At 71.0% G+C, this 25,045-nt stretch carries 16 protein-coding genes and 1 pseudogene; 6 read left to right on the top strand and 11 right to left on the bottom strand.

Annotated elements, in window-relative coordinates; all coding sequences use genetic code 11:
• The first annotated feature begins 92 nt into the window (after positions 1–92).
• Positions 93–1,382, top strand: coding sequence for a ribonuclease D (locus ACWEK3_RS30885; protein WP_450540080.1), 1,290 nt, complete (start codon positions 93–95; stop codon positions 1,380–1,382).
• A gap of 317 nt (positions 1,383–1,699) precedes the next feature.
• Here the strand turns inward: ACWEK3_RS30885 and ACWEK3_RS30880 are convergent.
• Positions 1,700–2,044: pseudogene (locus ACWEK3_RS30880) on the bottom strand (ABC transporter permease subunit); the annotation flags it as partial.
• Between the two features lie 230 nt (positions 2,045–2,274).
• Here ACWEK3_RS30880 and ACWEK3_RS30875 point away from each other — a divergent pair.
• From ACWEK3_RS30875 to ACWEK3_RS30860, 4 genes are all read left to right on the top strand, one after another.
• Positions 2,275–4,665 carry a glycoside hydrolase family 2 protein gene (locus ACWEK3_RS30875; RefSeq protein WP_453251099.1) on the top strand — a complete coding sequence of 797 codons (2,391 nt, stop codon included), beginning with the start codon at positions 2,275–2,277 and terminating at the stop codon, positions 4,663–4,665.
• The gene (locus ACWEK3_RS30870; protein ID WP_453251098.1) at positions 4,662–5,690 is read left to right on the top strand and encodes a LacI family DNA-binding transcriptional regulator; all 1,029 of its coding nucleotides are present in this window, start codon (positions 4,662–4,664) and stop codon (positions 5,688–5,690) included. The genes ACWEK3_RS30875 and ACWEK3_RS30870 overlap by 4 nt, the downstream gene beginning before the upstream one ends.
• 113 nt (positions 5,691–5,803) lie before the next feature.
• A complete protein-coding gene (locus ACWEK3_RS30865) occupies positions 5,804–7,024 on the top strand; it encodes a thiolase family protein (RefSeq protein ID WP_376546054.1) in 1,221 nt (406 codons plus the stop codon).
• Positions 7,021–9,150, top strand: coding sequence for a 3-hydroxyacyl-CoA dehydrogenase NAD-binding domain-containing protein (locus ACWEK3_RS30860; protein ID WP_453251097.1), 2,130 nt, complete (start codon positions 7,021–7,023; stop codon positions 9,148–9,150). The genes ACWEK3_RS30865 and ACWEK3_RS30860 overlap by 4 nt, the downstream gene beginning before the upstream one ends.
• Before the next feature lie 118 nt (positions 9,151–9,268).
• Here ACWEK3_RS30860 and ACWEK3_RS30855 read toward each other — a convergent pair whose 3' ends face one another.
• The 6 genes from ACWEK3_RS30855 to ACWEK3_RS30830 all read right to left on the bottom strand — a co-directional run bounded on the left by ACWEK3_RS30855 (position 9,269) and on the right by ACWEK3_RS30830 (position 19,810).
• Entirely contained in the window at positions 9,269–10,657 is a 1,389-nt protein-coding gene (locus ACWEK3_RS30855; RefSeq protein WP_450540073.1) for a GDSL-type esterase/lipase family protein, read from the bottom strand.
• Positions 10,658–10,742: 85 nt separating this feature from the next.
• On the bottom strand, positions 10,743–12,743 hold the full coding sequence (locus ACWEK3_RS30850) for a PIG-L family deacetylase (RefSeq protein WP_453251096.1): 2,001 nt from the start codon (positions 12,741–12,743) through the stop codon (positions 10,743–10,745).
• Between the two features lie 65 nt (positions 12,744–12,808).
• A complete protein-coding gene (locus tag ACWEK3_RS30845) occupies positions 12,809–15,685 on the bottom strand; it encodes a stealth conserved region 3 domain-containing protein (RefSeq protein WP_453251095.1) in 2,877 nt (958 codons plus the stop codon).
• On the bottom strand, positions 15,682–16,638 hold the full coding sequence (locus tag ACWEK3_RS30840; protein ID WP_450540067.1) for a hypothetical protein: 957 nt from the start codon (positions 16,636–16,638) through the stop codon (positions 15,682–15,684). The genes ACWEK3_RS30845 and ACWEK3_RS30840 overlap by 4 nt, the downstream gene beginning before the upstream one ends.
• Positions 16,635–18,392 carry a stealth family protein gene (locus ACWEK3_RS30835; RefSeq protein ID WP_450540087.1) on the bottom strand — a complete coding sequence of 586 codons (1,758 nt, stop codon included), beginning with the start codon at positions 18,390–18,392 and terminating at the stop codon, positions 16,635–16,637. The genes ACWEK3_RS30840 and ACWEK3_RS30835 overlap by 4 nt, the downstream gene beginning before the upstream one ends.
• Positions 18,393–18,688: 296 nt before the next feature.
• Entirely contained in the window at positions 18,689–19,810 is a 1,122-nt protein-coding gene (locus ACWEK3_RS30830; RefSeq protein WP_453251094.1) for a hypothetical protein, read from the bottom strand.
• A 259-nt stretch (positions 19,811–20,069) separates the two neighbouring features.
• Between ACWEK3_RS30830 and ACWEK3_RS30825 the strand changes: the two genes are divergently transcribed.
• Complete coding sequence (locus tag ACWEK3_RS30825) at positions 20,070–21,149, top strand: LCP family protein (RefSeq protein WP_450540063.1); 1,080 nt, start codon at positions 20,070–20,072, stop codon at positions 21,147–21,149.
• A gap of 133 nt (positions 21,150–21,282) precedes the next feature.
• On the opposite strand, the gene ACWEK3_RS30820 is transcribed toward ACWEK3_RS30825, so the two are convergent.
• The 4 genes from ACWEK3_RS30820 to pgsB form a co-directional block, all read right to left on the bottom strand.
• Entirely contained in the window at positions 21,283–21,513 is a 231-nt protein-coding gene (locus tag ACWEK3_RS30820; protein WP_453251093.1) for a hypothetical protein, read from the bottom strand.
• Between the two features lie 221 nt (positions 21,514–21,734).
• Positions 21,735–22,805, bottom strand: a complete 1,071-nt coding sequence (locus tag ACWEK3_RS30815) for a C40 family peptidase (RefSeq protein ID WP_450540059.1) — start codon at positions 22,803–22,805, stop codon at positions 21,735–21,737.
• Positions 22,806–22,825: 20 nt separating this feature from the next.
• Entirely contained in the window at positions 22,826–23,308 is a 483-nt protein-coding gene (locus ACWEK3_RS30810; protein WP_365774225.1) for a poly-gamma-glutamate biosynthesis protein PgsC/CapC, read from the bottom strand.
• On the bottom strand, positions 23,305–25,044 hold the full coding sequence (gene pgsB / locus ACWEK3_RS30805; RefSeq protein ID WP_453251092.1) for a poly-gamma-glutamate synthase PgsB: 1,740 nt from the start codon (positions 25,042–25,044) through the stop codon (positions 23,305–23,307). The genes ACWEK3_RS30810 and pgsB overlap by 4 nt, the downstream gene beginning before the upstream one ends.
• Position 25,045: the final 1 nt, after the last annotated feature.

The following is a 25,045-nucleotide window of genomic DNA, read 5'->3' as shown; positions in this document are numbered from 1 at the left end:
GTTTTATTTACTTTTTTGATCCCCCCCCCCGCCCCCCCGCCGACGGAACGTTCCGTCGGCGGGCGCCGTCCATCCACGGATACTCTTGACATGTGACCGACGCCCAAGAGACCGCAGCAGACAGCTCACTGCGAACCACCGGAGGCGCCCCTCCGGACGACGGCGGATCTTCTGGCACCGGGGCGCCGATCCCCCTGCTCGAACCCCGTGAGGGCATCCCGCCCGTGATCGCCGACGCGGACGCGCTCGCCGAGGTGACCGCCGCGTTCGCGGCCGGCTCCGGCCCCGTCGCCGTCGACGCCGAACGGGCCTCCGGCTACCGCTACGGCCAGCGCGCCTACCTGGTGCAGCTGCGCCGCGAGGGCGCCGGCACCGCGCTGATCGACCCCGTCGCCTGCCCCGACCTGTCCGGCCTCGGCGGGGCGCTGTCCGGCGTCGAGTGGGTGCTGCACGCGGCCACCCAGGACCTGCCGTGCCTGCGCGAGATAGGCATGCTGCCGACCAGCCTGTTCGACACCGAACTGGCCGGCCGGCTCGCCGGGTTCCCGCGGGTCGGGCTCGGCGCGATGGTCGAGGGCGTACTGGGCTTCGTCCTGGAGAAGGGCCACTCCGCCGTCGACTGGTCGAACCGGCCGCTGCCCGAGCCGTGGCTGCGGTACGCGGCGCTCGACGTGGAACTGCTCGTCGACCTGCGCGACGCCCTGGAGAAGGAGCTGGACCGGCAGGGCAAGCTGGAGTGGGCCCTTCAGGAGTTCGACGCCATCGCCTCGGCGCCGCCCGCCGAGCCGCGCAAGGATCCCTGGCGGCGCACCTCCGGGATGCACAAGGTGCGGCGCAGGCGGCAGCTCGCCGTCGTGCGGGAGCTGTGGCAGACCCGGGACCGGATCGCCCAGCGGCGGGACGTGTCGCCGGGCAAGGTGCTCTCGGACGCGGCCATCGTGGAGGCCGCGCTCGCCCTGCCGGCCAATGTGCACGCGCTCGCCGCGCTGAACGGCTTCGGGCACCGCACCGGCCGGCGGCAGCTGGAGCAGTGGCAGATCGCGGTGGAGCGGGCCAAGGACCTTCCCGAGTCGGCGCTGCCGCAGCAGGGGCAGCAGGTGACCGGGCCTCCGCCACCGCGGGCGTGGGCCGACAAGGACCCGGTGGCGGCGGCACGGCTGGCCGCCGCCAAGACCGAGGTGTCGGCGCTGGCCGAGCGGCTGAACATGCCGCAGGAGAACCTCGTCTCACCGGACACCGTGCGGCGCCTGTGCTGGGAGCCGCCGAAGGGCGCCGACGCCGAGTCGGTCGGCGCCGCCCTCGCCGGGTACGGAGCGCGGCCGTGGCAGGTGGAGCAGGTCACGCCGGTGCTGGTGAAGGCACTGGCGGCCAACGACGCCTAGCGCTGCGACCGGAAAGGTTCACCGGCTCGCGACGCCCGGCACGGCACTCCCCCAGCCTTCGGCCGGGGGCACCCCCACGCCGCGTTGTCGCATCACCCGAGTACATCCAGTACGCAGGCGACGCTCCGCCTTGCGATGCTCCCCCACAGCCTGAACGGCGCGGGAGGTACCCCCAGCACCGGACGCCGCGAGCCTCCCAACAAACCATTCCGGTCACAGCACTAGGACTGGTCGGCGCTGGCGGCCAAGGGCGCCCAGGACCTTGAGGACCTGCCCGGCCGGGCGCGCCTCCCCCGTCGCCCGGGGGCGCCCGTGCCCTACCTGGTCGCCCCCTTCATGAAGCCGTTGTAGACGAAGCGCTGGAGGAACAGGAAGACGATCAAGGTCGGCAGGATGACGAGGACCGCTCCCGCCGAGATCGTCTCCCAGCGGGCGCCGAAGGGGCCGCGGAAGCGGAACAGGGACGTCGAGATCACGCCAAGGTCTTCGGAGGGCATGTAGAGGAAGGGGATGTAGAAGCCGTTGTAGACGGTGATCCCCTTCACGATCACGACCGTCGCGATCGCCGGCGTCAGGAGCGGGAAGATGATCTTCCGGTAGATCGTGAAGGAGTTGGCGCCGTCCAGGCGGGCCGCCTCGTCCAGCGACAGGGGGATGGACCGTCGTAGCCGGACTGGTCGGTGAACCAGTCGATCCAGGCGCGGGCCGCGGCCTTGTGTCGGGAGCGGATGTTGACGGCCTGGTGGTAGTCGGGACCCACGACCCCGCCGGCCGGACGGCCGGGTTGGCTGGTTCGGCACTCTGACAGCGCTTTCTCAACCGGTAAAGTCCGAATCTCGCCAACGCTGCTACACCACAGACCAGTTGGGCTGGACCGGTTTAGGGAGAGCGCATGCTTCGGGCCACACCGCTCACCGAGGGATGGATCCTGCGACACCCCGACGACGCGGGTGCGGCGCTCCCGGCGGCCGTGCCGGGCTGCGTGCACACGGATCTGCTGGCCGCGGGGCTGATCCCGGATCCCTTCCTCGGCCGGAACGAGGCGGACGTGGCCTGGGTGGGCCGCCGGGAGTGGACCTACGAGAGGCGGCTGGACACAGGCTCGGAGCACGAGCGGACCGACCTGGTCTTCGACGGGCTCGACACCGCCGCCGAGATCACGCTGGACGGCGGGCGGCTGGGCCGGGTGCGCAACATGCACCGCTCGTACCGCTTCGACGTGACGGACCGTCGGGGGAACCTGACGGTGCGCTTCGACTCCGCGTACACCGAGGCGGAGGCCGTGCGCGCACGTGTCGGAGAGCGGCCCTCCGCCTATGCCGAACCTTTCGCCCACATCCGCAAGATGGCCTGCTCCTTCGGCTGGGACTGGGGGCCGACCCTGGTCACGGCGGGCATCTGGCGCCCGGTGCGGCTGGAGTCGTGGTCCACGGCCCGGATCGACCGGGTGCGCCCCGTGGTGACCGTCGAGGACGGCACGGGCGTGGTCGAGGTGCACATCGGGGTGGAGCGCACCCGGGCCGAGGTCCAACTCGCCGTCGAGGCCCGGGTGGGAGGGGTGCGGGCGCGGGCGGCTGTCGACGGCACGGCCGGGGTCGTACGGCTCCGGGTGCCGGACGCCGACCTGTGGTGGCCCCGGGGCTACGGCGGACAGCCGCTGTACGAGCTGGAGTTGACGCTGCTGCAGGGCACGGAGGTGCTGGACGCGCGGCGTCAGCGGATCGGCTTCAGGACCGTGGAGCTGGACACCTCCGCCGACGAGCACGGCAGCGGGTTCACCCTCGTGGTCAACGGGGAGCGGCTGTTCGCGCGGGGCGTCAACTGGATCCCGGACGACGTGTTCCCCTCCCGGATCACCCGTGAGCGCTACCGGCAGCGGCTCGATCAGGCGGCCGCGGCGGGGGTGGACCTCGTCCGGGTCTGGGGCGGCGGGATCTACGAGAGCGAGGACTTCTACGACGCCTGCGACGAACTCGGCCTGCTGGTCTGGCAGGACTTCCCGTTCGCCTGCGCCGCCTATCCCGAGGAGCAGCCGCTGCGCGGCGAGGTGGAGGCCGAGGCCCGCGAGAACGTCGTACGTCTGATGCCGCATCCCTCGCTCGTGCTGTGGAACGGCAACAACGAGAACCTGTGGGGCTTCAGGGACTGGGGCTGGGAGCCGCGGCTGGCCGGCGACTCGTGGGGCGAGGGGTACTACCTGGGCCTGCTGCCCCGGGTGGTGGCCGAACTGGACCCGACCCGCCCGTACACGGCGGGCAGCCCCTGGTCCGGGTCCTGGGCGCACCACCCCAACGACCCGGCGCACGGCACGCACCACTCGTGGGAGGTGTGGAACCGGCGCGACTGGGCGGACTACCGGCTGAACGTGCCGCGTTTCGTGGCCGAGTTCGGCTGGCAGGCGCCGCCCGCGTACGCGACCCTGCGCCGCGCCCTGCCGGGCGAGGAACTCGCCCCGGACTCCCCCGGCATGCTGCACCACCAGAAGGCCGACGACGGCAACGGCAAGCTGGAGCGCGGACTGGCCCCGCACTTCGCCCCGCCCGAGGGGGACTTCGACCGCTGGCACTACCTCACCCAACTCAACCAGGCGCGGGCGGTGGCCGCCGGCATCGAGCACTGGCGCTCGCACTGGCCGGTGTGCGCGGGCACCGTCGTGTGGCAGCTCAACGACTGCTGGCCGGTGACGTCCTGGGCGGCGATCGACGGCGACGGGCGGGAGAAGCCGCTGTACCACGAGCTGAAACGGCTCTACGCGGACCGGCTGCTGACCCTCCGGGCGCGGGACGGCCGCCTGGTGCTGGCCGCGGTCAACCAGTCGGCCGCGCCGTGGGCGGGCGAGCTCACCCTGCGCCGGATGAACGTCGCGGGCGAGGTCGTCGCCTCCAGGCGCACGGCCCTGCGCGCCGCGGCGCGCACGGTCGCGGACGTCGCCGTCCCGCCCGAACTGGTGCCGAGCGGCCCGAAGGAGTTCCTGGTCGCGGACTCGGCCGGTTTTCGCGCCCTGCATTTCCCCGTGCCGGACCGCGACGTCCTCTGTCCGCCGCCGGAGTTCGACGTGTCCGTCGCGCCGGACGCGGTCACCGTGACCGCCCGCACCCTGGTGCGGGACCTGCTGCTCCAGGCCGACCGGCTGGACCCGGCCGCACGGGCCGACACGGGGCTGGTCACCCTGCTCCCCGGTGAACGCGTGACCATCGGGGTCGACGGCTGGAGGACCCCCGGCGGCCCGGAGGCGGCCGACGCCGTCCGGTCGGCCCTGTACTGCGTGGAGCCCGCCCGGTGACGGCACCCCGCGTCACCATCAAGGACGTGGCCGCGCGTGCCGGGGTGTCCAAGGGGGCGGTGTCGCTGGCCTTCAACCGCAAGCCGGGGCTTTCGGAGGCGACCCGCGACCGCATCTTCCGGGCCGCGCGCGAGCTGGGCTGGGCGCCGAACCCGGCCGCCCGGTCGCTGGCCGGCTCGCGCGTGGACGTGGTCGGGCTCGCGATCTGCCGGCCGGCCCGGCTGCTCGGGCTCGAACCCTTCTACATGGAGTTCATATCGGGGGTGGAGAGCGTCCTCGCCGAGCACTCCTGCTCGCTGCTGCTGCGGCTCGTACGCGAACCGCGGGAGGAGGCGGGCCTGCTGGAGACGTGGTGGAAGGCGCGGCAGATCGCGGGCTCGATCCTGGTCGACTTCCGCACCGACGATCCCCGCCCGGCCGCGGCGCGGCGGATCGGGCTGCCCGCCGTCGCCGTGGGACACCCGTCGCTGACCGGCGGGCTCACCTCGGTGTGGACCGACGACGCCACCGCGGTCACCGAGGCCGTGCGCTATCTGGCGGCGCTCGGGCACCGGCGGATCGCCCGGGTCGGCGGCGCGGCGGCCCTCGGGCACACGGAGATCCGCGCGGCGGCGTTCGGCGCGGCGGCGCGGAGCCTTCAGCTGGCCGGGGCGTGGCAGGTGGCGACCGACTTCCCCGGCGAGACGGGGGCGCGGGCGACGCGCTCGCTGCTGTCCGCGGCCCCGCCGGAGCGGCCCACGGCGATCGTCTACGACAACGACATCATGGCGGTGGCCGGACTGTCGGTGGCGGCGGAGATGGGCCTGCGCGTCCCGGCCGACGTGTCCCTGCTGGCCTGGGACGACTCCCAGCTGTGCCGGCTGACCCACCCGACGCTGTCCGCGATGAGCCACGACGTGCACGGGTTCGGCGCGGATGTGGCCCGCACGCTGTTCGGCGCCCTGCTGGAGGAGGGTCCGGGCTCGCATCCCGTGCCGACTCCGGTGCTGACCCCGCGGGGTTCGACGGCGCCGCCGACAGTGTGACCTTCGCCGCTGTGGGCGCGGGGACTGGGCAGTCACATTACCCATGAGTAGCATGGAGGCTGAGCGCGCGCTCAGCGCTGCAGTGCCGTCCCGCACCCTGGAGGAGAGCCATCGTGCCTCGTACCGTCAAGGACGTCGTCTTCGTCGACGGCGTCCGCACCCCGTTCGGCAAGGCGGGCCCGAAGGGCATCTACCACGAGACTCGCGCCGACGACCTCGTCGTGAAGGCGATCCGGGAGCTGCTGCGCCGCAACCCCGGTCTCGACCCGCAGCAGGTCGACGAGGTCGCCATCGCCGCGACCACGCAGATCGGCGACCAGGGCCTGACCATCGGCCGTACCGCCGGCATCCTCGCCGGCCTGCCCACCTCGGTCCCCGGCTACTCCGTCGACCGGATGTGCGCGGGCGCGCTGACCGCCGTGACCACGGTGGCCGGCGCCGTCGCGTTCGGCGCGTACGACATCGCCATCGCGGGCGGTGTCGAGCACATGGGCCGCCACCCGATGGGCGAGGGCGTGGACCCCAACCCGCGGTTCGTCAGCGAGAAGCTGGTCGACGAGTCCGCCCTGTTCATGGGCATGACCGCGGAGAACCTGCACGACCGCTACCCGCACATCACCAAGCTGCGCGCCGACGAGTACGCGGTGCGCTCGCAGGAGAAGGCCGCCAAGGCGTACGCCAACGGCAGCATCCAGGCCGACCTGGTCCCGATCTCCGTACGCCGTACGACCCCCGAGGCCGGCGAGACCGGCTGGGGCCTGGTCACGGCGGACGAGCCGATGCGTCCGGGCACCACCCTGGAGAACCTGGCGAGCCTCAAGACGCCGTTCCGCGTGCACGGCCGGGTCACCGCGGGCAACGCGGCCGGTCTGAACGACGGCGCCACCGCCTCCCTCATCGCGAGCGAGGACTTCGCCCGCGAGCACGGACTGCCGGTCAAGATGCGCCTGGTCTCCTACGCCTTCGCGGGCGTGGAGCCGGAGGTCATGGGCTACGGCCCGATCCCGGCCACCGAGAAGGCCCTGGCCAAGGCGGGCCTGTCGATCTCCGACATCGGCCTGTTCGAGATCAACGAGGCCTTCGCCGTGCAGGTCCTGGCCTTCCTCGACCACTACGGCATCGCGGACGACGACGAGCGCGTCAACCAGTACGGCGGCGCGATCGCCTTCGGCCACCCCCTCGCCTCCTCCGGCGTCCGCCTGATGACGCAGCTGGCCCGCCAGTTCGAGGAGCAGCCGCAGGTCCGTTACGGCCTGACCACCATGTGCGTCGGCTTCGGCATGGGCGCGACGGTCATCTGGGAGAACCCGCACTTCGACGGAGGCGACAAGTGAGCACCACCGCTGAGCTGTTGAAGGGCGCGGCCGAGCTGTTCCCGGGCGAGGTCGTCACACAGGCGCACGTACGCCACTTCGACCTGCCCCGGGGCGCGGGCCGCTTCGCCCTCGTCACCCTGGACAACGGCCTGGACCACACCAAGCCGACCACCTTCGGCCCGGCCTCGCTGGCCAACCTCGACTCCGCCATCGACCAGGTGGAGAAGGAGGCCGCGGACGGCGACATCGTCGGCGTCGGCATCACCGGCAAGCCGTTCATCTTCGCGGTCGGCGCCGACCTCAAGGGCGTGGAGCTGCTCAAGGAGCACGAGCACGCGCTGGCCATCGGCAGGGGCGGCCACGAGGTCTTCAAGCGGCTGTCGAAGCTGGCCGTGCCCACCTTCGCGTACTACAACGGCGCGGCGATGGGCGGCGGCGTCGAGGTCGGCCTGCACTGCACCTACCGCACGGTCTCCGCGGCCCTCCCGGCGTTCTCGCTCCCCGAGGTGTTCCTGGGCCTGGTCCCGGGCTGGGGCGGCTGCACGCTGCTGCCGAACCTGATCGGCGCCGACAGGGCCGTCACGGTCGTCATCGAGAACAGCCTCAACCAGAACAAGCAGCTCAAGGGCAAGCAGGTCCACGAACTCGGCATCGCCGACGCCCTGTTCGAGGGTGCCGACTTCCTGGAGCAGTCGCTGGTCTGGACGACGGCGGTCCTCAAGGGCGAGATCGACGTCGAGCGCCCGGTGATCGACCGGGGCGAGGCCTGGGACCAGGCCGTCGCGCGCGGCCGGTTCATCGCCGACTCCAAGGTGCACGGCGCGGCCCCCGCCGCCTACCGCGCCCTGGACATCATCGCCGCCGCGAAGAACGGCGACCTCCAGCAGGGCTTCGACGCCGAGGACCAGGCCCTCGCCGACCTGATCATGGGTGGCGAACTGCGGGCCGGCATCTACGCGTTCAACCTGGTACAGAAGCGCGGCAAGCGCCCGGCCGGCGCCCCGGACAAGAACCTGGCGCGCCCGGTGACCAAGGTGGGCGTGGTCGGCGCGGGCCTGATGGCCTCCCAGCTCGCCCTGCTCTTCCTGCGCCGCCTGGAGGTGCCGGTCGTCCTGACGGACATCGACCAGGAGCGCATCGACAAGGGCGTGGGCTACGTCCACGCCGAGATCGACAAGCTGCTCGGCAAGGGCCGTGTCAACCAGGACAAGGCCAACCGCCTCAAGGCGCTGGTGACCGGTGTCCTGGACAAGGCGGAGGGCTTCGCGGACGCGGACTTCGTCATCGAGGCCGTGTTCGAGGAGATGAGCGTCAAGCAGAAGGTGTTCGCCGAGGTCGAGGCGGTCGCCCCGGCGCACGCGATCCTCGCCACGAACACCTCCTCCCTCTCCGTGACGGAGATGGCGTCGAAGCTGAAGCACCCCGAGCGGGTCGTCGGTTTCCACTTCTTCAACCCGGTCGCGATCCTCCCCCTGCTGGAGATCGTCCGCGGCGAGCAGACGGACGACGCCTCGCTGGCGACCGCCTTCGCGGTGGCCAGGAAGCTGAAGAAGACCGCGGTCCTGGTCAAGGACGCCCCGGCGTTCGTCGTGAACCGCATCCTGACCCGCTTCATGGGCGAGATCCAGAACGTCATCGACGAGGGCACCCCGGTCGAGGTGGCGGAGCGGGCGGTGGAGCCGCTCGGCCTGCCCATGTCCCCGCTGGTCCTGCTCGAACTGGTCGGCCCGGCGATCGGCCTGCACGTCTCGGAGACCCTCAACCAGGCGTTCCCGGACCGCTTCACGGTCTCCCCGAACCTCAAGGCGGTCGTCGAGGCCGGCAAGCGCGGCTTCTACGTCTACGACAGCGGCAAGCCCGAGCTGGACCCGGAGGTCGCCGCGCTGCTCAAGCAGGGCGACACCGTCCTGACGGAGGAGCAGGTGCGGGCGCGAGTGCTCGACGCGGTCGCGCAGGAGATCGGCCTGATGCTGGCCGAGGGCGTCGTCGCCGAGGCCCAGGACATCGACCTCTGCCTGATCACCGGCGCCGGCTGGCCCTTCCACCTGGGCGGCATCACGCCGTACCTGGACCGCGAGGGCGTGTCGGAACGTGTGAACGGCAAGAGGTTCCTCGAGCCGGGAGTGGCGAGCGTTCCGGCGTAACCTCCCGGCCCGCTGCGGCCCCGCGCTCCCATCCGCCCCTGTCGCTCACCGCAGCGGCAGGGGCGGACGCGTACCGCGGGTCGCGCGGCGGAGGGAACCACCAGAGGGGACCGCCAGGTCACCAGGTGGGCATCGCCGGGTAATGGGCACACGTCCCGGAGCAGGGTTCACGGGAGGACAACGACGTGTGCAGCCAGTTGTCCTCGGGAACGCCGTGCACGCGCAGCGTCAGCGGGACGGGCGCCGAGTGGATGGCGCTGAACACCGCCACGAACTCGACCGTGTAGGAGCCGGGCCGCCAGTCGTGGGCGTGGGTGACCCGCCAGGTGCCGTCCTCCTGGACGGGCGCCTCGGCGATGAGCCGGCCCTGTTCCAGGACCATGACCTTCTCCGCCCCGCGCGGCGCCTTGCCGGAGAAACGGGGGCGCGGGCCGGTCCAGGCGTTCGGCCGCGGGCCTACGACCTCCGGCGGGTCGAGGCGGTCGAGGACGTGGAAGTCCACCGTGGAAGCCCGCGAGACGTTGTTGTCGCCGACGCCGAGCACCTGGACGGTGTGCGGGCCCGCGGGCCAGTTGACGACTCGGCGCCACTGCCAGGTTCCGGAGGCGGAGACGGCGGTGCCGCCGAGGTAGCGGCCCTGCTCGTAGAAGAGGACGTAGTCCGTGCCGGCAGGTGCCTTTCCGGTCAGCTTACGTGCGGCGCCGACCAGTTGACCGGGTGCCGGCGAAGAGACCACGGGTGCGTCGGCCAGGCTGGGTGCCATGGTGAGGGCCATCTCGGGGTGGCTCACGGTGAACTCGGTGAGCACCAAAGGCATCGTGCCGGGAGTGAGGCGCTGGGGGTCGACGATGTCACGCGGAAGGTCCGGCGAGTCGGCGATGACCATGGCCATCCGGCGGGCGACCTCACGCGCTCCCGGATCGTTGTAGTGGCTCGCGTCGATGATCCCGTCGGGGTGGTTCGGGTGCTCGCCCGGATCCAGCCACCGGTACAGCCTGCGCGCTCGCGTGGGCCCCAGTTCGGCGAGCATGGCCGTCGTGAAGGCGGTCATGTCGACCAGAGGCACGCCCGTCTCCGCCGCGGCTTCCCGGGTGAGTGCGGGATATCCGTCATGGGTGTCCAGGACGTTCCCGGCCTCGGAGAAGGTGCAGCGGGCCGCCGGGGTGAGCAGCACGGGGACGGCGCCCTCGCCCCGGACGGCGTCGACGTACAGGCGCAGATACTCCTTGTACTCGCGTGGCCCGTGGTGGCGGTTGAGCTGATTGATGCGCTGCTCGACGTTGCCGAAGGCCATGAGGACCAGGTCTCCGGGCCTGAGGATGCTGAGGAGCGTGGCGAATCGCTCGGTGAAGTAGCCACGCAGCGTCATGGCGTCACGGGCGTAGTTGCGTACCTCGTAGTGCTCGCTCAGGAATTCGCCGAGGTACTGCCCCCAGCCGGCGAGCGGTGCCTCCTCGGCGGTCCGCGAGGCGGCCACCGAGTTTCCGATGATGCAGATCTTCCTCAAGTCTTCCTCACATACTCCCCCGGCCGGTGCCGGCGACTGCTGCGGACGGGCGCTGTTCCGTCGGGCCGCGGTGTGGCCGACGGGATCAGACGACGGTCAACGGCCCGAAGCCGGCGGTGACGTCCGGTGCGTTCTGCCGCATCACCCGCAACCGGGAGTCCGTGCCCAGCACCGCCACCACGACCCGTCCCGCGTGGTCGAGCGCGAGGGCGGGCGGACGGGCCATCAGCACGTCGTGGTCGACCCACTCCGGCCTCTGTTCACGGCCCTGTGCGGCGAGGACCGCGACGCTCAGCCGGTTGCGCGCGTTCCGGCGGGCGAGGACGACGACGTCCTGCTGGTCGGTCAACTGTCGCAGGGCCGCGATCCTGCCGGTGCCCCCGTGCCCGCCCAGCCGTTCGACATGCTCGTTCCACCGGCCGTCCGGTCGCTGCCGTACCCACATCACTTCGCCGGACTCCTCCTCGCGGTAGAAGACCGCCATGCGGTTGCGCCCGATCTGCAACGGCGTGAGGCCGCCGACGGGCCGCCAGGCGTCCGTGTCGGCCGACGTCACACCGTCCTGGAGCTTGTACGGGCCGTAGACGTCCTCCTGGAACCAGTGCACGCCGCCGGTGCGGTTCGCGGCCAGCATCTGGATCCGGCCGGTGGACTTCAGTACCGCGGTCAGGCAGTCCTGCATCCCACGGCCGCCCAGGTCCTCCCAGGCGCCCCAGCCCTGGCCGGTCTCGCGGCGGGCGCTGACGCCGGATCCGAAGTTGCGCAGGAAGACGTGCAGCCTTCCCGAGGGGTCGACCACGGCCTCCGGGACGCCGGCCTCCCGGCAGCGCCTCCAGTCCTTCGACCTCTCGTTGGGGTTGCCGAGGCTCTCCCAGGGCGTCGTGGACCCGGTGTGCGCCTGCCGCCACATGCGTACGGCCTCCACGTCCACCTGCCCGTCCGGCCCCGGGGTACGGCGCAGACCGACCAGGTGCACTCCGCCGTCGCGGTCCGCGGCCACGGACAGGGCCGGGGTGAGGCCGGCACCGGGCAGGAAGGCCGGCCGCTCCCAGCCGCCGCCGGGCGCGCTCTCGGTCCAGACCGCCACCCGGCCGCCGAGCACGGCGTAAGCGGCGAGCCGGCCGTCGGCCTGGAGGTGGAGCCAGTCGGTGCCGCCCTCGTACCGGGTCCGCGTGCTCCATCCGTAGCGGCGGATGTCGGAGCCGTCCGACAACTGCCGGTCACCGCAGTAGCGGTGGCGGCAGTCGTGTCCGTCGGCGGACGTGTACACCTCGATCACACGCTTCTTCTCGTCCCAGGCGCGCTCCGTGAGGTTGCTGGGCCAGATTTTGTTGCCGTAGCCGACGCAGTGGTCCACGAGTGGGGGTGTACCGCCCTCCGCGATGTACTGCTCCAGTGCGGCCAGCGCGAACTGCGCCGTCGCGGTGTGGTCCTGGTGGTCGCTGGACGTCGGCCCCCGGCTGTCGTCCCAGGCGGTGTGCCACGGGTCGGGGTCCATGGTCCAGAACTGGGCCGGCCGCGTGTGGTGAAGCAGCTCGACCACGGAGCGCAGCAGCCCGTCCCTGGTGATCTCCTGAGGGCGGCGCAGCGGGGACTCGGCGGCGATCAGGGTGAGCTGGGCGGTCGCCTGCTCGGTCCAGAGGGTGGCCAGCCGGGCGCTCGGCACGTCGGCTGCGAATCCGTGCTGGGCGTCGACCATGCGCAGTCCGAAGAAGAACAGCTGGACGTGCGGTGCCGCCAGCAGCGTCGAATGCTCCGCCATCACCCCGGTCGAGAACGAGACGACGTCACGTGCCCACTCGCTCTCGCGCTTGCCCGTCACCATGGCCGCGTACGCCGCGCGCAGCCCGTGCTGACGCGCCTCCGCGTACCCCTCGTAGTCCGGCGGGCTGTCCAGGCGGTCGGGGTCGCGGGTGTCGATGTTGCGCCCGTCCGCCTCAGCGGCCGTCAGGTAGACGCTGGTGACCCGGTGCCCTGCCTCCAGCGCCCGTTGCAGGTCGGGGTTGACGAAGTAGAGGTCGTCGTCCGGATGCGCCAGGACCTGGATCAGCGAGGCCTGTGACGTGCTTCCCTCGGCGGACTGCATGGCTGTCTCCTCGGTTGCGGACGGGCGGACGGTGGGCGGTGCGGAGGGTTCCGGTCTGCCGGACGTCACAGCGGCCAGTCCGGCAGACGGCCCCCGTGGGCGAGCTGGTTGCGCCGTGAACCGGTCTCGAACTGGCTCGGCACCGGGAAGTAGCTGGGGAGGAAAGCGGCGAGGATGGCGTCCTGCTCGTCCTCGGGAACGTCGCCGTCGTGGTAGTCGTTCAGGCAGAACACGTCGTGCGGGCGCACGCTGAGGATCCGGTTCAGCCGGGGGGCGTGCTCGCTCAGGCCGACGTTGACGAAGCCGCACGAAATGCTGCCGGGCACGCTGCGCAGTGTGTGGAAACCGAAGTAGTGGTGCAGCGAGGACGCCACGGACACATCGCTGTGGCTGCGCAGACGGTTGCCCGCGGTGGTCGCCACCGCCTCCTGGTAGTGCTCCTCGATGTCGGCCAGGACGCTGCGGCGCAGCGGGTGCGGCGCGTGCAGGAACGAGTGCACCAGAGTCTGCCCGAAGGACTCCTCGATCAGAGCGCGGTTGTTCTTCGCGGCGCTGATGTTGAACTCGTCCTCGTAGGAGGGCGGAGCCATCGGGACGGAGGTGGGCGACATGAAGTGCTTCGCCTGCCCGTTGCCGTGGAAGAACATGCCGGGCTGGAGGGTCCGCCCGACGAACACGTCGTCGTTGAAGTAGAGGAAGTGCTCGGCCAGACCCTCGATGTGGTGCAACTGGCTCTCGATGGCATGGGAGTTGTACGTGGGCAGCGCGCCGCGGCCGGCGAAGATCTCGGTGTGGTCGACGACGCGCACGCGCGGGTGGGAGAGGTCGAGCCAGTGCGGTACCTGCTGGTCGGTGACGAGGTAGATGTTCCGGATCCAGGGTGCGTACATGTCGATGGAGCGCAGGGAGTAGCGCAGTTCGTCCCGGTCCCGGAACCGGGCCGCGCTCGTTGCCGCGTCCTCGGTCTCCATGCCCATGGCGGCCAGTACCGCGTTCTTGCGTTCCAACCACGAGACGTCGGCGCCGTTCACCCATGTGTAGACGGCGTCCACGGGGAAGTCGACGTCTCCGTGCAGCACCTGCCGGAAGGCGTCGATCGTCGGGTAGTGACGGTTGCCGAGGGTGATCGGACGCCGGTGCAAGGCGCTGTTGGGCACCCGGTCACCGATGAGGGTGCGTGCGGGAGCCTTGAGGTGAGCCTCGGTCTCGTCGTCGGGGTCGGAGTCCCAGAAGGACACGGTGCAGCCGTAGACGGCGCCGAGGCGCAGGATGCGCGAGTGGGAGACCACGTTCTGGTACACCCGGACACCGGACGAGGGGGTGTCGGCGTACGGCGCGACGAGGCCGGCGAGGACGGTGGCCACCGTCTTCTGCCCCTCGTTGAGTACGGCGGCGTACACCGCTTCCTGTGCGTACCGTTCGGCGAGGGCCTTGAAGACCGCCTCGCGGTGCACGGCGTGCACCGCGACGGTGTGCCGTACGAGGTGGTCGCGTACGACGAAGTAGGGGATGTCGGCCTCTTCGAGCGCGTCGGCCACCAGTGCCAGGTTCTGCTGGACGACGTCCCACGGGGACTGCCACTCCAGCAGGCGGCAGACCTGACCCCCGTCCTGCACCAGGCCGCGCCGCTTGAGCAGGCGTCCTTCCAGCGCGCGCAGGTCGGAGGTGCGCACGGTGGTGGCCGGAGTGGCCGCCGCCGCGGGCACGATGCCGTCGGGGCCGCTGTGGAAGGCGTGCACGGCCTCGCGTTCGGCCTTGAGGACCGCACGGGTGCCGCTGTCCCGTTGCGCCACGAGCTCGTGGAAGACGCGCTCCCACTGCGCGGTGACCACGGTGGGCGAGAAGCGGTTGACGGACGCCAGGGCCGCCGCGCCCATCCGCTGCCGCAGCTCGGTGTTCTGGATGAGCAGCATCAGCGCGGAAGCAAGGGCGTCGGTGTCGCCAGGTGGGACGAGGATGCCGGTCTGCCCGTCGATGACCACCTCGCGCGGGCCGTTGGGCGAGTCGTAGGAGACCACCGGGACCCCGGCCGCGTGTGCCTCGGCGAGGACCAGGCCGAACGCCTCGTTGCGGGAGGTGAGTGCGGCGATGCTGGCCTTGGCCCACTCCTCCGCCAGATGGGGGGAGTTGCCGTTGAGCTGAACGCAGTCGTGCAGACCGAGCATCTCGATCTGACGGCGCAGGGCACCGCTGTCCGGCCCGTCGCCGAAGATCCGCAACTGCCAGTCCGGGTACGCCTGCGCGACGGTCGCCCAGGCGGTGACGGCGTGGTCGATCTGCTTCTCCGCCACGAGCCGGCCGGCGATCACCACCGTGCGGGTCTTCAGGGTCGAACGGGGCCGGAAGCCGCTGGGCAGGGCGTTGGGCACGACCTCCAGGCGGGGAGCGGCGTCACCGAGGGTCTCGGCGAACCAGTCCCGGGTGCGCTCGCTCAGCACCGCCAGCGCGTCCAGCCGGGAGGCGTAACGGCGCAGCGGCTCCCCGCTGGTGCCGCGCAGCTCGGAGACGCGGTGCTCCTGGTGCACGGTGACGACGTGGGCCGGGGCGAGGTGGACGGCCAGCGCCATCAGCGCGGGGGTGGTGGTGACCAGGACGTCCGTGTCGGTGTCCTGCAGAGCGAGTTCGAGTTCCAGATCCGACAGCCGGTTGAACGCCGACTCCCAGGAGGGGTCGACGATCCGGCTGGGCTGGTCGGCCAGCCCGGCCCACACCGAGTCGTCCACCGAGGTCCGGCGTACGGGGCGGGGCGGGCGGGAAGTGAGGTCGACCAGGTAGTCGACACGGACCCGCTCGTCGGGCGTGAAGAACTGTTCCGGCCTGCTCTTGAAAACGCTGAGTACCCGCACCTGATGCCGGGCGGCGAGCTCCGAGGCCTGGTTGAACACAGCCCGTTCGGTACCGCCGACGGCGTCGGCCGTCGTCAGCAGAAACGTGATCTTCATCGGTCGGTTCGGCCTGCCTCGGGCATGCGCGTGCAGGTGACCCGGAAATTGCCCGCGGGGGTGTAGCGCGGTTGGACGATCAGCGGCGGTTGGCCCGGCGGCGTGATGGCGAGGCTGCGCATGGCGAAGACACGCAGCGGGTTGCGTACGTCGTGCAGCCGGCGTCCCAGCCGCATCGAGCGTCCGGTGCGGTCACGCAGAACGACGTCCCAGTGGTCGGGGCGGCTGCCGCGAGGCGGCATCCCGCCCAGCGGGACGGTGACACGGAAGCCGTCCGGTCCGAGCGAAGTGACCGTCTGCTCGATGCGGCGGCCGGAGGCGACGAAATCCACCCAGGGCTCCTCCATCCGGGTGCCCAGAACACGGAAGTCGACGGTGACCCCGGCGTGCGTCAGGTGCACCTTGGCCACTTCCACGGCGGGCCGGGCACCGCTGCTGACCACCCGTGCGCTGCCGCGGAAGGAGCGGCCGAGCCGGTGGCGTTCGCCGGTCACCGGCGAGGCCGTCATCGGCTTGGTGGGTCCTTCGTAGGGCACCGGCGGCTGGAGCAGCAGCAGCGGCAGCGTGCGCGAGCGGCGACCGGTGTGCACACGCAGCCGCAGCCGCCAGCGTCCGGTGCCGACCGGCACACCACCGACCTCGGCACCCAGCAGGACCGCGGCGTCGACCAGCACCTCACCGGCCGGGCCCTCGTGGACACGGGCTTCGCCGGGGTAACGGCGCCGCCCGCGCTGAAGGACGACCTCCGCCCGCTCGGGCAGGCCGGCACGGGCGGGCAGCTGGGCGTGCAGGTTCACCGTCTGGCCGTCGAGGATCGCGGCGTAGCGCAGTTGGGCGGCGCGCCTGCTGCGCAACGGGATCAGGACACGCAGCAGCCGGTTGCGCAGGGCCACGGCGCGCGGGCGGGCCGCTCCGCCACCGGTCGCGACGGGACGCTTGGATCTGGGGGTCATGAGCCCGCGTACCCCAGTTCTGCCGCAGGGGCCGGCCGCCGCGGCGCCACGATGCCGGAGGCTGTCTCGAAGGGACTGGCTACCGGGAAATAGGCTTCCAGGAACGCGGAGACCATGCGGGACTGGACCTCGGGGTCGGGGGCGGTGACGGTGTCGTTCATACAGAAGGTGTCGAAGTTGCGGCGGGCCAGAAGGGTGTCGAGCCGGCGCTGGGCCAGCCCGTCCGCCAGGTCGATGTAGACGTAGCGGATGTCGCCGACCGTGGCGCGTGCCGAATGGTAGGCGTAGTAGTGGTGCAGCGAAGAGGCGATCGGTACGTCGTTCGGCGACCGGAAGCGGGAGTGCTGGGTCACCCGGTGTGCCTGGTTGTAGACCTGCTCGATCTCCGCCAGCACACTGCGCCGCAGCGCGTGCGGCGTGTGCTTCATCTTCTGGGAGATGACGGTGCCGAAGTACTGGGCGATCAGGCCACGGCTGTTCTTGCCCGCCGCGTTGACGGGCAAGTCCTCCGAGCTGGTCCGCCCGGACGGGATCAGAGCCTTGGACTGGAAGAACTTGGTCAGCCCGTTGGGGTGGAAGAAGTGCCCCGGATGTACGGGCCGCCCGAAGAAGACGTCGTCGTTCAGGTACAGGAAGTGCTCCGAGAGCTCGGGTATGTGGTGCAACTGGCTCTCGATCGCATGGGAGTTGAACGTCGGCAGCGCGCTGGGGTCGGAGAAGATCTCACGGTGGTCCACCACACGGATCCCGGGGAAGTCCGTGTTCAGCCACGACGGCACCTGGCCGGCCGTGACCAGGAAGATGTTGCGCACCCAGGGCGCGTACTGGTGGATCGAGCGCAGCGAGTACCTCAGCTCGTCCCGGCTGGTGTAGCGGGAGTCGTTGGCCGCCTGCTCGTGCAGGGCGCCCTCCCGGACGGCGGTGAGCTGCCCGCGGGCCGCGTCACGGCGGGACCGCCAGACCGGGTCCGAGTCGTCCACCCAGGTGTAGACGACGTCGATCGGGAAGAGGTGGTCGTCCGGCAGCGCGGCCACGAACTCGGGCAGGGTGCGTGCCTGGCCGGTGGTGTAGGGGCCGGGCACCGTACTGAAACGCTTCTGCTCCGCCCAGCAGCGGCCCGCGTCCAGCGGGACCTCGGTCGCCACCTTGTTGGGCCGCGGCGCGGTGAGCAGGCCGTCCCGCTCGGTCCAGAACTCGATGTCGCAGCCGTACTCGCCGCCGAACACCAGGCGCCCGGTGGGGTCACAGACGACCCACGTCATACGCAGCACACTCTGCCCGCGCAGCGCCCGCCAGCTTCCCGGTGCGGACCCGGGACGCAACTGCGCCGGAGAAGCGGTGCCGATGTACCCGGGGTGCTCCACGAAGGCGAGCTGGAGCAGTTCCTCGAAGTCGGCCCGCCACCGGGCGGGCACGGCCACACAGGGCACCACAGGCGACTTCGTGCCACGGACGCAGAAGTAGTCGATCCCGGCTTCCTCCAGGAGGGAGACCACGATGTGAAGGTTGCGGGCACGGGCGGCCCACGCGGTGGCGCCGGGCACCTCCACCGCGCGCAGGTGTTTTCCGGCCTCTCGTACGACGCGCAGCCGGCCTTCGGGAGCGTGCTTACCGCCTCGGACCTGACCGCCCATCGCGCGGACCATGACGGCGGAGCGCACGGCGTCGGCGGAGGCGAGTGAACGCTTCACCGACGTGCGCAGCGGGCCCGGTATCCGCCGCACGATCCGGCGCCGGGCCCCCACAGGCACCAGCGATCGATATGCCGACACGAGCGCACTCGCCTCGGGATTGTTGAGGCTCACCCGACTTCCGCACCACCCAGCTCAAGGCCGGCACAGACTGCCCGGCGCATGTCCCCCGCCCTGCCCGCGGTGGTCGCCTCACGTCGACCTGCGGTACACCTGAGGCCTACCAATCAAACAGAATGTTTACATCTGGTCCTCAGACTGTCCAGAAGTAATCGGTTTCCGCGAACCATCTGTCATAAAGCACACACCAGTACAACCTTTTGGTGAAACCTCTGCTCCGCGGCTGCGGGGAGGGCAGGTCAGACGCGCGCCCAGTCCTGGAGCACCAGGCCCGGCTCGGGAGCCTGCCGGGCGAGGCGGAGCGCGCCGTCCGCACCGAAGGCCGCGACCACCACCCGGCCGTATCCGTCGTGTACCAGGGCCGGCGCACTCGCGAAGTTCCCGCCGGCGTCCGTCCACCACACGCCCGACGACTCGGCCTCCGTGCCGCACACGCCGACCAGGACTCCGCCGGCCGCACCACGATGAGCGACCACCGTGCAGTCGTATCCGTCGAGAGTGGTGCGCAGCACCGCGTTGGCGCCGTCTCCGGGAGTGCCGCCCAGCGTGACGAGCCAGGAGCCGCGACGGTGGCAGAGCAGGCCGGATCCGGACACATCGGTCCAGAAGCAGGTGAGCCGTCCGGGAGCGGTCTCCACCGCGGTGACGGAGCCGGGCAGCGGGCCCGGCCGTATGTCGTGCGAACGTTGCGGCACGGCGCCGGGCTCCGGCTGGAACCAGTGCAGGACCGCGTCGGCGGTGGGAGCGAACACCTCGACGTGACCTGTGGACGTGACCGCCGCCGTCAGTCCGTCCCGCAGGTCCGCGCCTCTCAGATCGACCCAGGGCCCCCACCCGCCGCCCTTGCCCTCCCGGCGCATCATCAGCCCGCCGCCCGAGTTGCGCACGAAGACATGCACGGTGCCCTTGGCGTCCACGGCGCCCGCCGGCACCCCGAACCCGGCCGCCTTGTCCGGCTGCTTGTGCGGGTTGCCCAGGGAGCGCCATTCGGTGACGGGACGCCCGGTCTGGTACTGGATCGCGTGCACCACGTCGACGCGCGCCACGCCGTCGGCGCCCCGCCGTTCCCGGCGGCCGAGGAAGTGGACGTAGGTGTCGGCTCCCTGCGCGACGGTGAGGTGCGTGAGGCCGGCGACCGGGAAGAGATCCGGTCCCGACCAGTCCGGGCCGCCCGACCGGGTCTCGGTCCAGCGCAGCAGCCCCTCCTGGCAGCGGGCGTAGGCGGTGAGCCGTCCGTCCTTGCCCCGCACGAGCCAACTCCCCGTGACGAAACCGGTCACGACGGGAGACGACGCGGCCGCGGCGGGCAGAGAGGAACGACGCCGCTGCGCCACCCGCACCGACCGACTCCGCATCGCCATGACGGACCCCCTGGTAGAACCCGCCCGAACTCGACGCGGGGACATGAAATTCTCACATCATACGAACAATACATATGCGCTTCCGACTTGAATCGATCCCGGAACGCGGCGCCGCAGTCGCACCCTGCAGCCACTCCAACACCGGTCGGCACGGCGTGTGATGTATGCCACTGCCGTACAACGCCCCGCGTGGGTCACGGGTCTGTCCCGTAGCCCGAGTGCTCCCTGCCCGGGCATGAGGAGACGAGGACAGTGCGCCATGACAACCCCAGCTGTTGAGAGCCCCCGAAGCCCGCACCAGTCCACCCAGGGTGAGGCTCCCCGCCGCCGGCGCCGCACCGGCCGGTGGATCCTGCTCTCACTGGCCGTACTGGTCGCGGCCGGGGCGGGGACCGTGTACTGGCTGTACAGCGGCCTGAACGGCAACATCCAGGGCGTCGACATCGACAAGGCCATCGGCGACGACCGGCCCGAGAAGCTGCCCACCTCCGGGCAGAACATCCTGATCCTCGGCTCCGACTCCCGCGCCGGCGACAACGCCGCGCTCAACACCGGCAAGGTCGCCGGCGCCCGCTCCGACACCGCGCTGGTGATGCACATACCCGAGGGCCGCACCGAGGCCGTCGCCATCAGCATTCCGCGCGACACCCTGGTGACCCGGCCCGAGTGCGCGAAGTCCGACGGCACCACGGTGGCGTCGGCGAAGCGCGTGATGTTCAACTCCATCTACGGACAGGTCGGTCCGGCCTGTGTGGTGAAGACCGTGGAGCAGATGTCCGGCATCCGCATGGACCACTACATGGAGATCGACTTCGCGGGCTTCAAGGGGCTGGTGGACGCGATCGGCGGGGTCACCGTCACCGTGGACAAGGACATCCACGACAAGTCCAGCGGCCTGGACCTGACCGCCGGCACCCACCGCCTGGACGGCACCCAGTCCCTGCAGTTCGTCCGCACCCGGCATGGCATCGGCGACGGCAGCGACCTCGGACGCATCAGCCTCCAGCAGCAGTTCATGCTGGACCTGCTGAGCGAGATCAAGCAGCAGGACCTCCTGGGCAGCCCCACCAAGACCTACAAGATCGCCGACAAGCTGACCGCGGCCCTCACCACCGATGCCGAGCTCGCCTCTCTCACCAAGCTGGCGGAGTTGGGGCGCAGCCTGAACGGAGTCAACCCGTCCAGCATGGAGACGATCATGCTGCCGGTGTCCTACGACAAGATCGACCCCAACCGGGTGGTGGCCGCGGAGCCCCAGGCGACCGAGTTGTGGAAGGCACTTCGCAACGACACCGAGATCCCCGAGTCCGCGAAGAAGTCTCCGGCCACCGGCGGTTGATCCTCACAGCAGGAGCCGCCCGCGTCCAACGGGCGGCTCCCGAGCGGGGAATGTCAGAGCCGGTGCCGGCGGGTGAGGGTGAGTCCGTCGCCGGCCTCCTGGCGTGCCACCTTCGGCACGCCGTCCGGGCCGATCAGCGCCAGGACCACCCGCCCGCGCCCGCCCCGGGCCAGGGCGGGCGTTTCTCGGCAGGCCTCCGCAGGTCGTACCACCGGAAGCCGTCCGTCTCCCTCTCGGTGGCGCACAGGCCAAGCAGGGCGGAGTCCTGAGCACCGCGGTGGGCCAGGAGGATCCAGTCGTCTCCGTCCAGCGAGGCGCGCAGCATCGCGTACGGCCCCTCGGTCGCGGTTCCGTCCAGTGCCATGGGCGAGCCGCCCATCCGCCAGGCTCGGCGCCACCGGAGACGGCGTCCGCCCAGACAAAGGTGGGCCGGTCCGGGCCGGTCTCCAGCGCTGCGACCGTGCCGGGAACCGGGCTCAACGAGAAGCCCCGCGGGCCTGTGAACTCACCGCCCGGCTCCCATGCCGCCGTCGCCGCCATGCGCTCGTGCGCGCTGTCGCCCCTTCGTCATGTGTCCCAGTGCCGTCAGAGGCGCTTGGCGTTGCGCAGCAGTTGGGCGTAGAAGCCGTTGCCGTCGAGACGGGAGGTGCCGCCCTTGTCACCAATGGTGGGGCCGTTGACCTCCTTGCGGCTGGAGATGAAGACCTTGTGCCCCTCCGTGTCCGGTCCGAGGTACAGGGCGACGTGGTCCAGGCGGTTGCCGGTGTGGTGGTCCATCTTGAAGAACACCAGGTCACCAGGTTGTAGCACATCGATGTTCTGGGGCCGCTCGTACCAGGGGGCGGGCCCCGACAGCGGGATGATCTCGGCGCCCAGGTCGGAACGGCCCATGCCGTTCGCGGTGCGCGGCAGCCCGTCGCCGACCTTGTCGCTGGCCATCAGCGGGTAGCGGGCGCGGTAGCCGAAGACGGTCCGGATGAAGCCGGAGCAGTCGATGGCGCGGTAACGGGCCTTCTGCGGCTGCATGGTGGTGCCGTCGCGGAAGGTGTAGGGGATGCCGAGGTAGTCGTAGAAGTCGGACTCCTCCAGCAGCGGGGTGCCCCGGTGCTTGCTCAGGTCCTCGTTGACCGGGCCGAAGTCGGCGTCGCCGGCGTAGGGGATTCCCTCATCGTCCTTCTTTACCGGCGCGCCCTCGATGTACTGGAAGGCGAACGCGAAGATGTCGTCCTCCTCGCTGCCGAAGTACTGCTTGAACCAGTCCTTGAACCACTTCTCCTTCTCGGCGCCCTGCTGCCACGGTTCGGGCATCAGCCGCACCCAGTCCTCGGTCACCATCCGGGACTTGGTGTTGGCGGGCTCGGTGAAGGTGCGGCTCGGTCCGCGCAGGGTCGCCGTGCGGGCCCCGTCGGTGAAGGTGGCCAGCACGGTGCCGCTGCCGGTGCGCAGCACGGAGCGGTCGGGATTCTTCAGGCGCTCCCAGACGCGCTCGGTGCTGTCGCCGCTGGTCGCGTCCATCGCGCTGTCGGTGACCTTCTGCACCGATGGGATCTTCGCCTCCTGGTCCTTGCGCAGTTCGAAGGTCAGGTAGGCGCTGCCGCCGAGCAGCGCGAGCACGGTCACGGCGTGCAGGACGGGGCGTTTCTTCTTCGCACTCATGAGGTCGGCTCCGAGGAGGGTCAAGCGGCGGGCATGACGCCGAGAAGGATCCCGGCGGTGAGGACGACGTAGGCCATCAGCGTCACGGAGCCCGTGGCGAGCAGCGTCGGGCCCTTGGGCTGGCGGACCAGCTGATAGGCGATCAGTCCGGGGACGATGAAACCGAGGGTCTGGTTGGCATACATCAGCGGGAATTCGAGCGAGAGCACGATCATCACCGTGGCCTGGAGGATCACGCCGGTGAGCACGACGGCGGCGAACAGCCGCTTGCCGTAGAGGATCACGTACCGCTGCAGCAGCAGCGTGCCCAGGTAGGTGAGGACGGTGACGCCGACGACCATGGCGGCCCGCTGGAGGTCCTCGACGAGGGTGAGCGCCAGCCAGCCCGGGGTGATCATGCCGCCGGGTGACAGGTTGGTCGTGAGGTAGCAGACCAGCGAGAAGAGCAGGCCCAGGGCGATGCCGATGGCGGCGATCTCTGGGGTGAGGACGGAGGGGATCAACGCTGTTCTCCTGAGCTGTGCCACTGCTGGTCGTCGGCGGGCGGTGTGGGCGGAACACGGGGTTCGAACGCGCCACGCGGGCGCAACTGCTGGTGCTGCGGGGGTTCCTGGGCCGGTGAGCCCTGCCGGGCCTGCGAGGTCTGCTGGGCCGGCGGGGCTTGAGGGGCCTGCTGGCCCGGCGCGGCCTGATGTGCCTGCGATGGCTCCGAAAATCGCTGCCAGTCGGCGGGCGGTCGGGGTCCGGCCGGCCACTGCGAGCCCGAAGGCTCTGCCCCGGTCCACTGCCTGGGGTCGACTGCCGCGGCCGGCGGGTGCGGTTCCTCGGCGGTGGGCTGCCGAGGGATGTGGACGTGCGGGATCGGCTGGGTCGAGTACCGCGACTCGTACGCCTCCGGGTAGTGCTGGTACGGGTCGATACGTGGCGCGTACAGGCCCTGGGTGTCGGCCGGGTGCGGCGCGGCGGCGCCGGAGACGCCGGAGAGGGGCTGGGTCTCGAAGGCGGTGTCCGGCGTGTGGGGGCGGCCGTCCTCCGGGGATCCGGCGGGGGCGGCGGTGTCGTCGGCCGGGAGTTCCGCGAGCCGCTCCAGGAGGATCTCGCCCTGGCCGTGGATGTTGCCGATGGCGACGAGAGAGGAGTCGGGGCCCAGCCGGCCGAGCAGCTCGGCCATGAACTCCGCGGGGTCGCGCCGGTCGCCGCCGAGGTCGACTGCGCGGGAGCGGAACTCGGCGGGGATGGCGTCGATCGCGGACTTCGCCGGGTGACCGATCACGAAGACGTGCTCGGGGTCGAGGTCGGGGATGATCTCGCCCATCTGGCCGTTGCGTTCCACGCGGTCGGGGCGGCAGTTGATGACCACGCTGAGCGGACGGTGGATCGCGCCGAGGTCGAGCAGCTGGTTGATGTTCATCAGCGTCGACTCGGGGTCGTTGGCCGCGAACACGTTGGCGAAGCGCAGCCGCTTGCCGTCGTCGGTGCGGTAGCGCTCGACCGACAGCACGCCAGGGTCCGGCGGGGCGTCGTACATGCCCTGCAGCGCCGTGTTGCGTTCCACGCCGAGGAGTTCGGCCACCATGAGGGCGATGGCCACGTTCTCCTTGAAGGTGAACCAGCTGAAGCCGCGCAACTCCTCGTCGGTGACCGTCTCGGGGTCGGCGTAGATCAGCTCGCAGTTCCGGGCGTCCGCCTCCTCCTGCAGGATGTGGAAGCGTTCCTTCTCGGCAGTGACGCAGATGCCGTTCTCCGGCATCGAGCGGCACAGCGACCGGGCCACGTCGTCGAGGGTGGGTCCCATCTCGGCGAGGTGGTCCTCACGTACGTTGCACAGCACGCCGATGGTGGAGCGGATCAGCTTGGACTGGTTGATCTCCTGGAGCGCGGGCATCACGGCCATGCACTCGATGACCAGCGCGCGCGGCCGGTAGGCGGCGGCGCGCCGGACGATGCCGATCTGCTCGACGACGTTGGCGATGCCGAACTTGCGGTAGACGGGTTCCTCGGTGGCGTCCGGGTGGATGAACCGGGCCGCGGTGCCAGTGGTCTTGGCGACCGTGGTCAGATCTCCGCCGCGCAGGGCGCCCGCGCACAGCCGGGTGATGGACGACTTGCCCCGGATGCCGTTGACGAGGACGCGGGTGGGGATCTGCTCCAGGTTCGCGTAGTGCCGCCGCTGTTCGACGACCCCGGCGACCAGCAGGATCGCGGCGCACACCACCAGCACGGTGTAGAGGAAGAGCACG

The organism is Streptomyces sp. NPDC004721, from assembly GCF_053601495.1.
The sequence above is the reverse complement of the archived record's forward strand: the minus strand, read 5'-3'. Positions and strand labels throughout refer to the sequence as shown.

Bases quoted from the DNA above. Each gene is read 5' to 3' on its own strand.
- ACWEK3_RS30875 (WP_453251099.1), top strand. From the start codon at position 2,275: ATGCTTCGGGCCACACCGCTCACCGAGGGATGGATCCTGCGACACCCC.
- ACWEK3_RS30850 (WP_453251096.1), bottom strand. From the start codon at position 12,743: ATGCAGTCCGCCGAGGGAAGCACGTCACAGGCCTCGCTGATCCAGGTC.
- ACWEK3_RS30845 (WP_453251095.1), bottom strand. From the start codon at position 15,685: ATGAAGATCACGTTTCTGCTGACGACGGCCGACGCCGTCGGCGGTACC.
- ACWEK3_RS30840 (WP_450540067.1), bottom strand. From the start codon at position 16,638: ATGACCCCCAGATCCAAGCGTCCCGTCGCGACCGGTGGCGGAGCGGCC.
- ACWEK3_RS30830 (WP_453251094.1), bottom strand. From the start codon at position 19,810: ATGGCGATGCGGAGTCGGTCGGTGCGGGTGGCGCAGCGGCGTCGTTCC.
- ACWEK3_RS30825 (WP_450540063.1), top strand. From the start codon at position 20,070: ATGACAACCCCAGCTGTTGAGAGCCCCCGAAGCCCGCACCAGTCCACC.
- ACWEK3_RS30820 (WP_453251093.1), bottom strand. From the start codon at position 21,513: ATGGCACTGGACGGAACCGCGACCGAGGGGCCGTACGCGATGCTGCGC.
- ACWEK3_RS30815 (WP_450540059.1), bottom strand. From the start codon at position 22,805: ATGAGTGCGAAGAAGAAACGCCCCGTCCTGCACGCCGTGACCGTGCTC.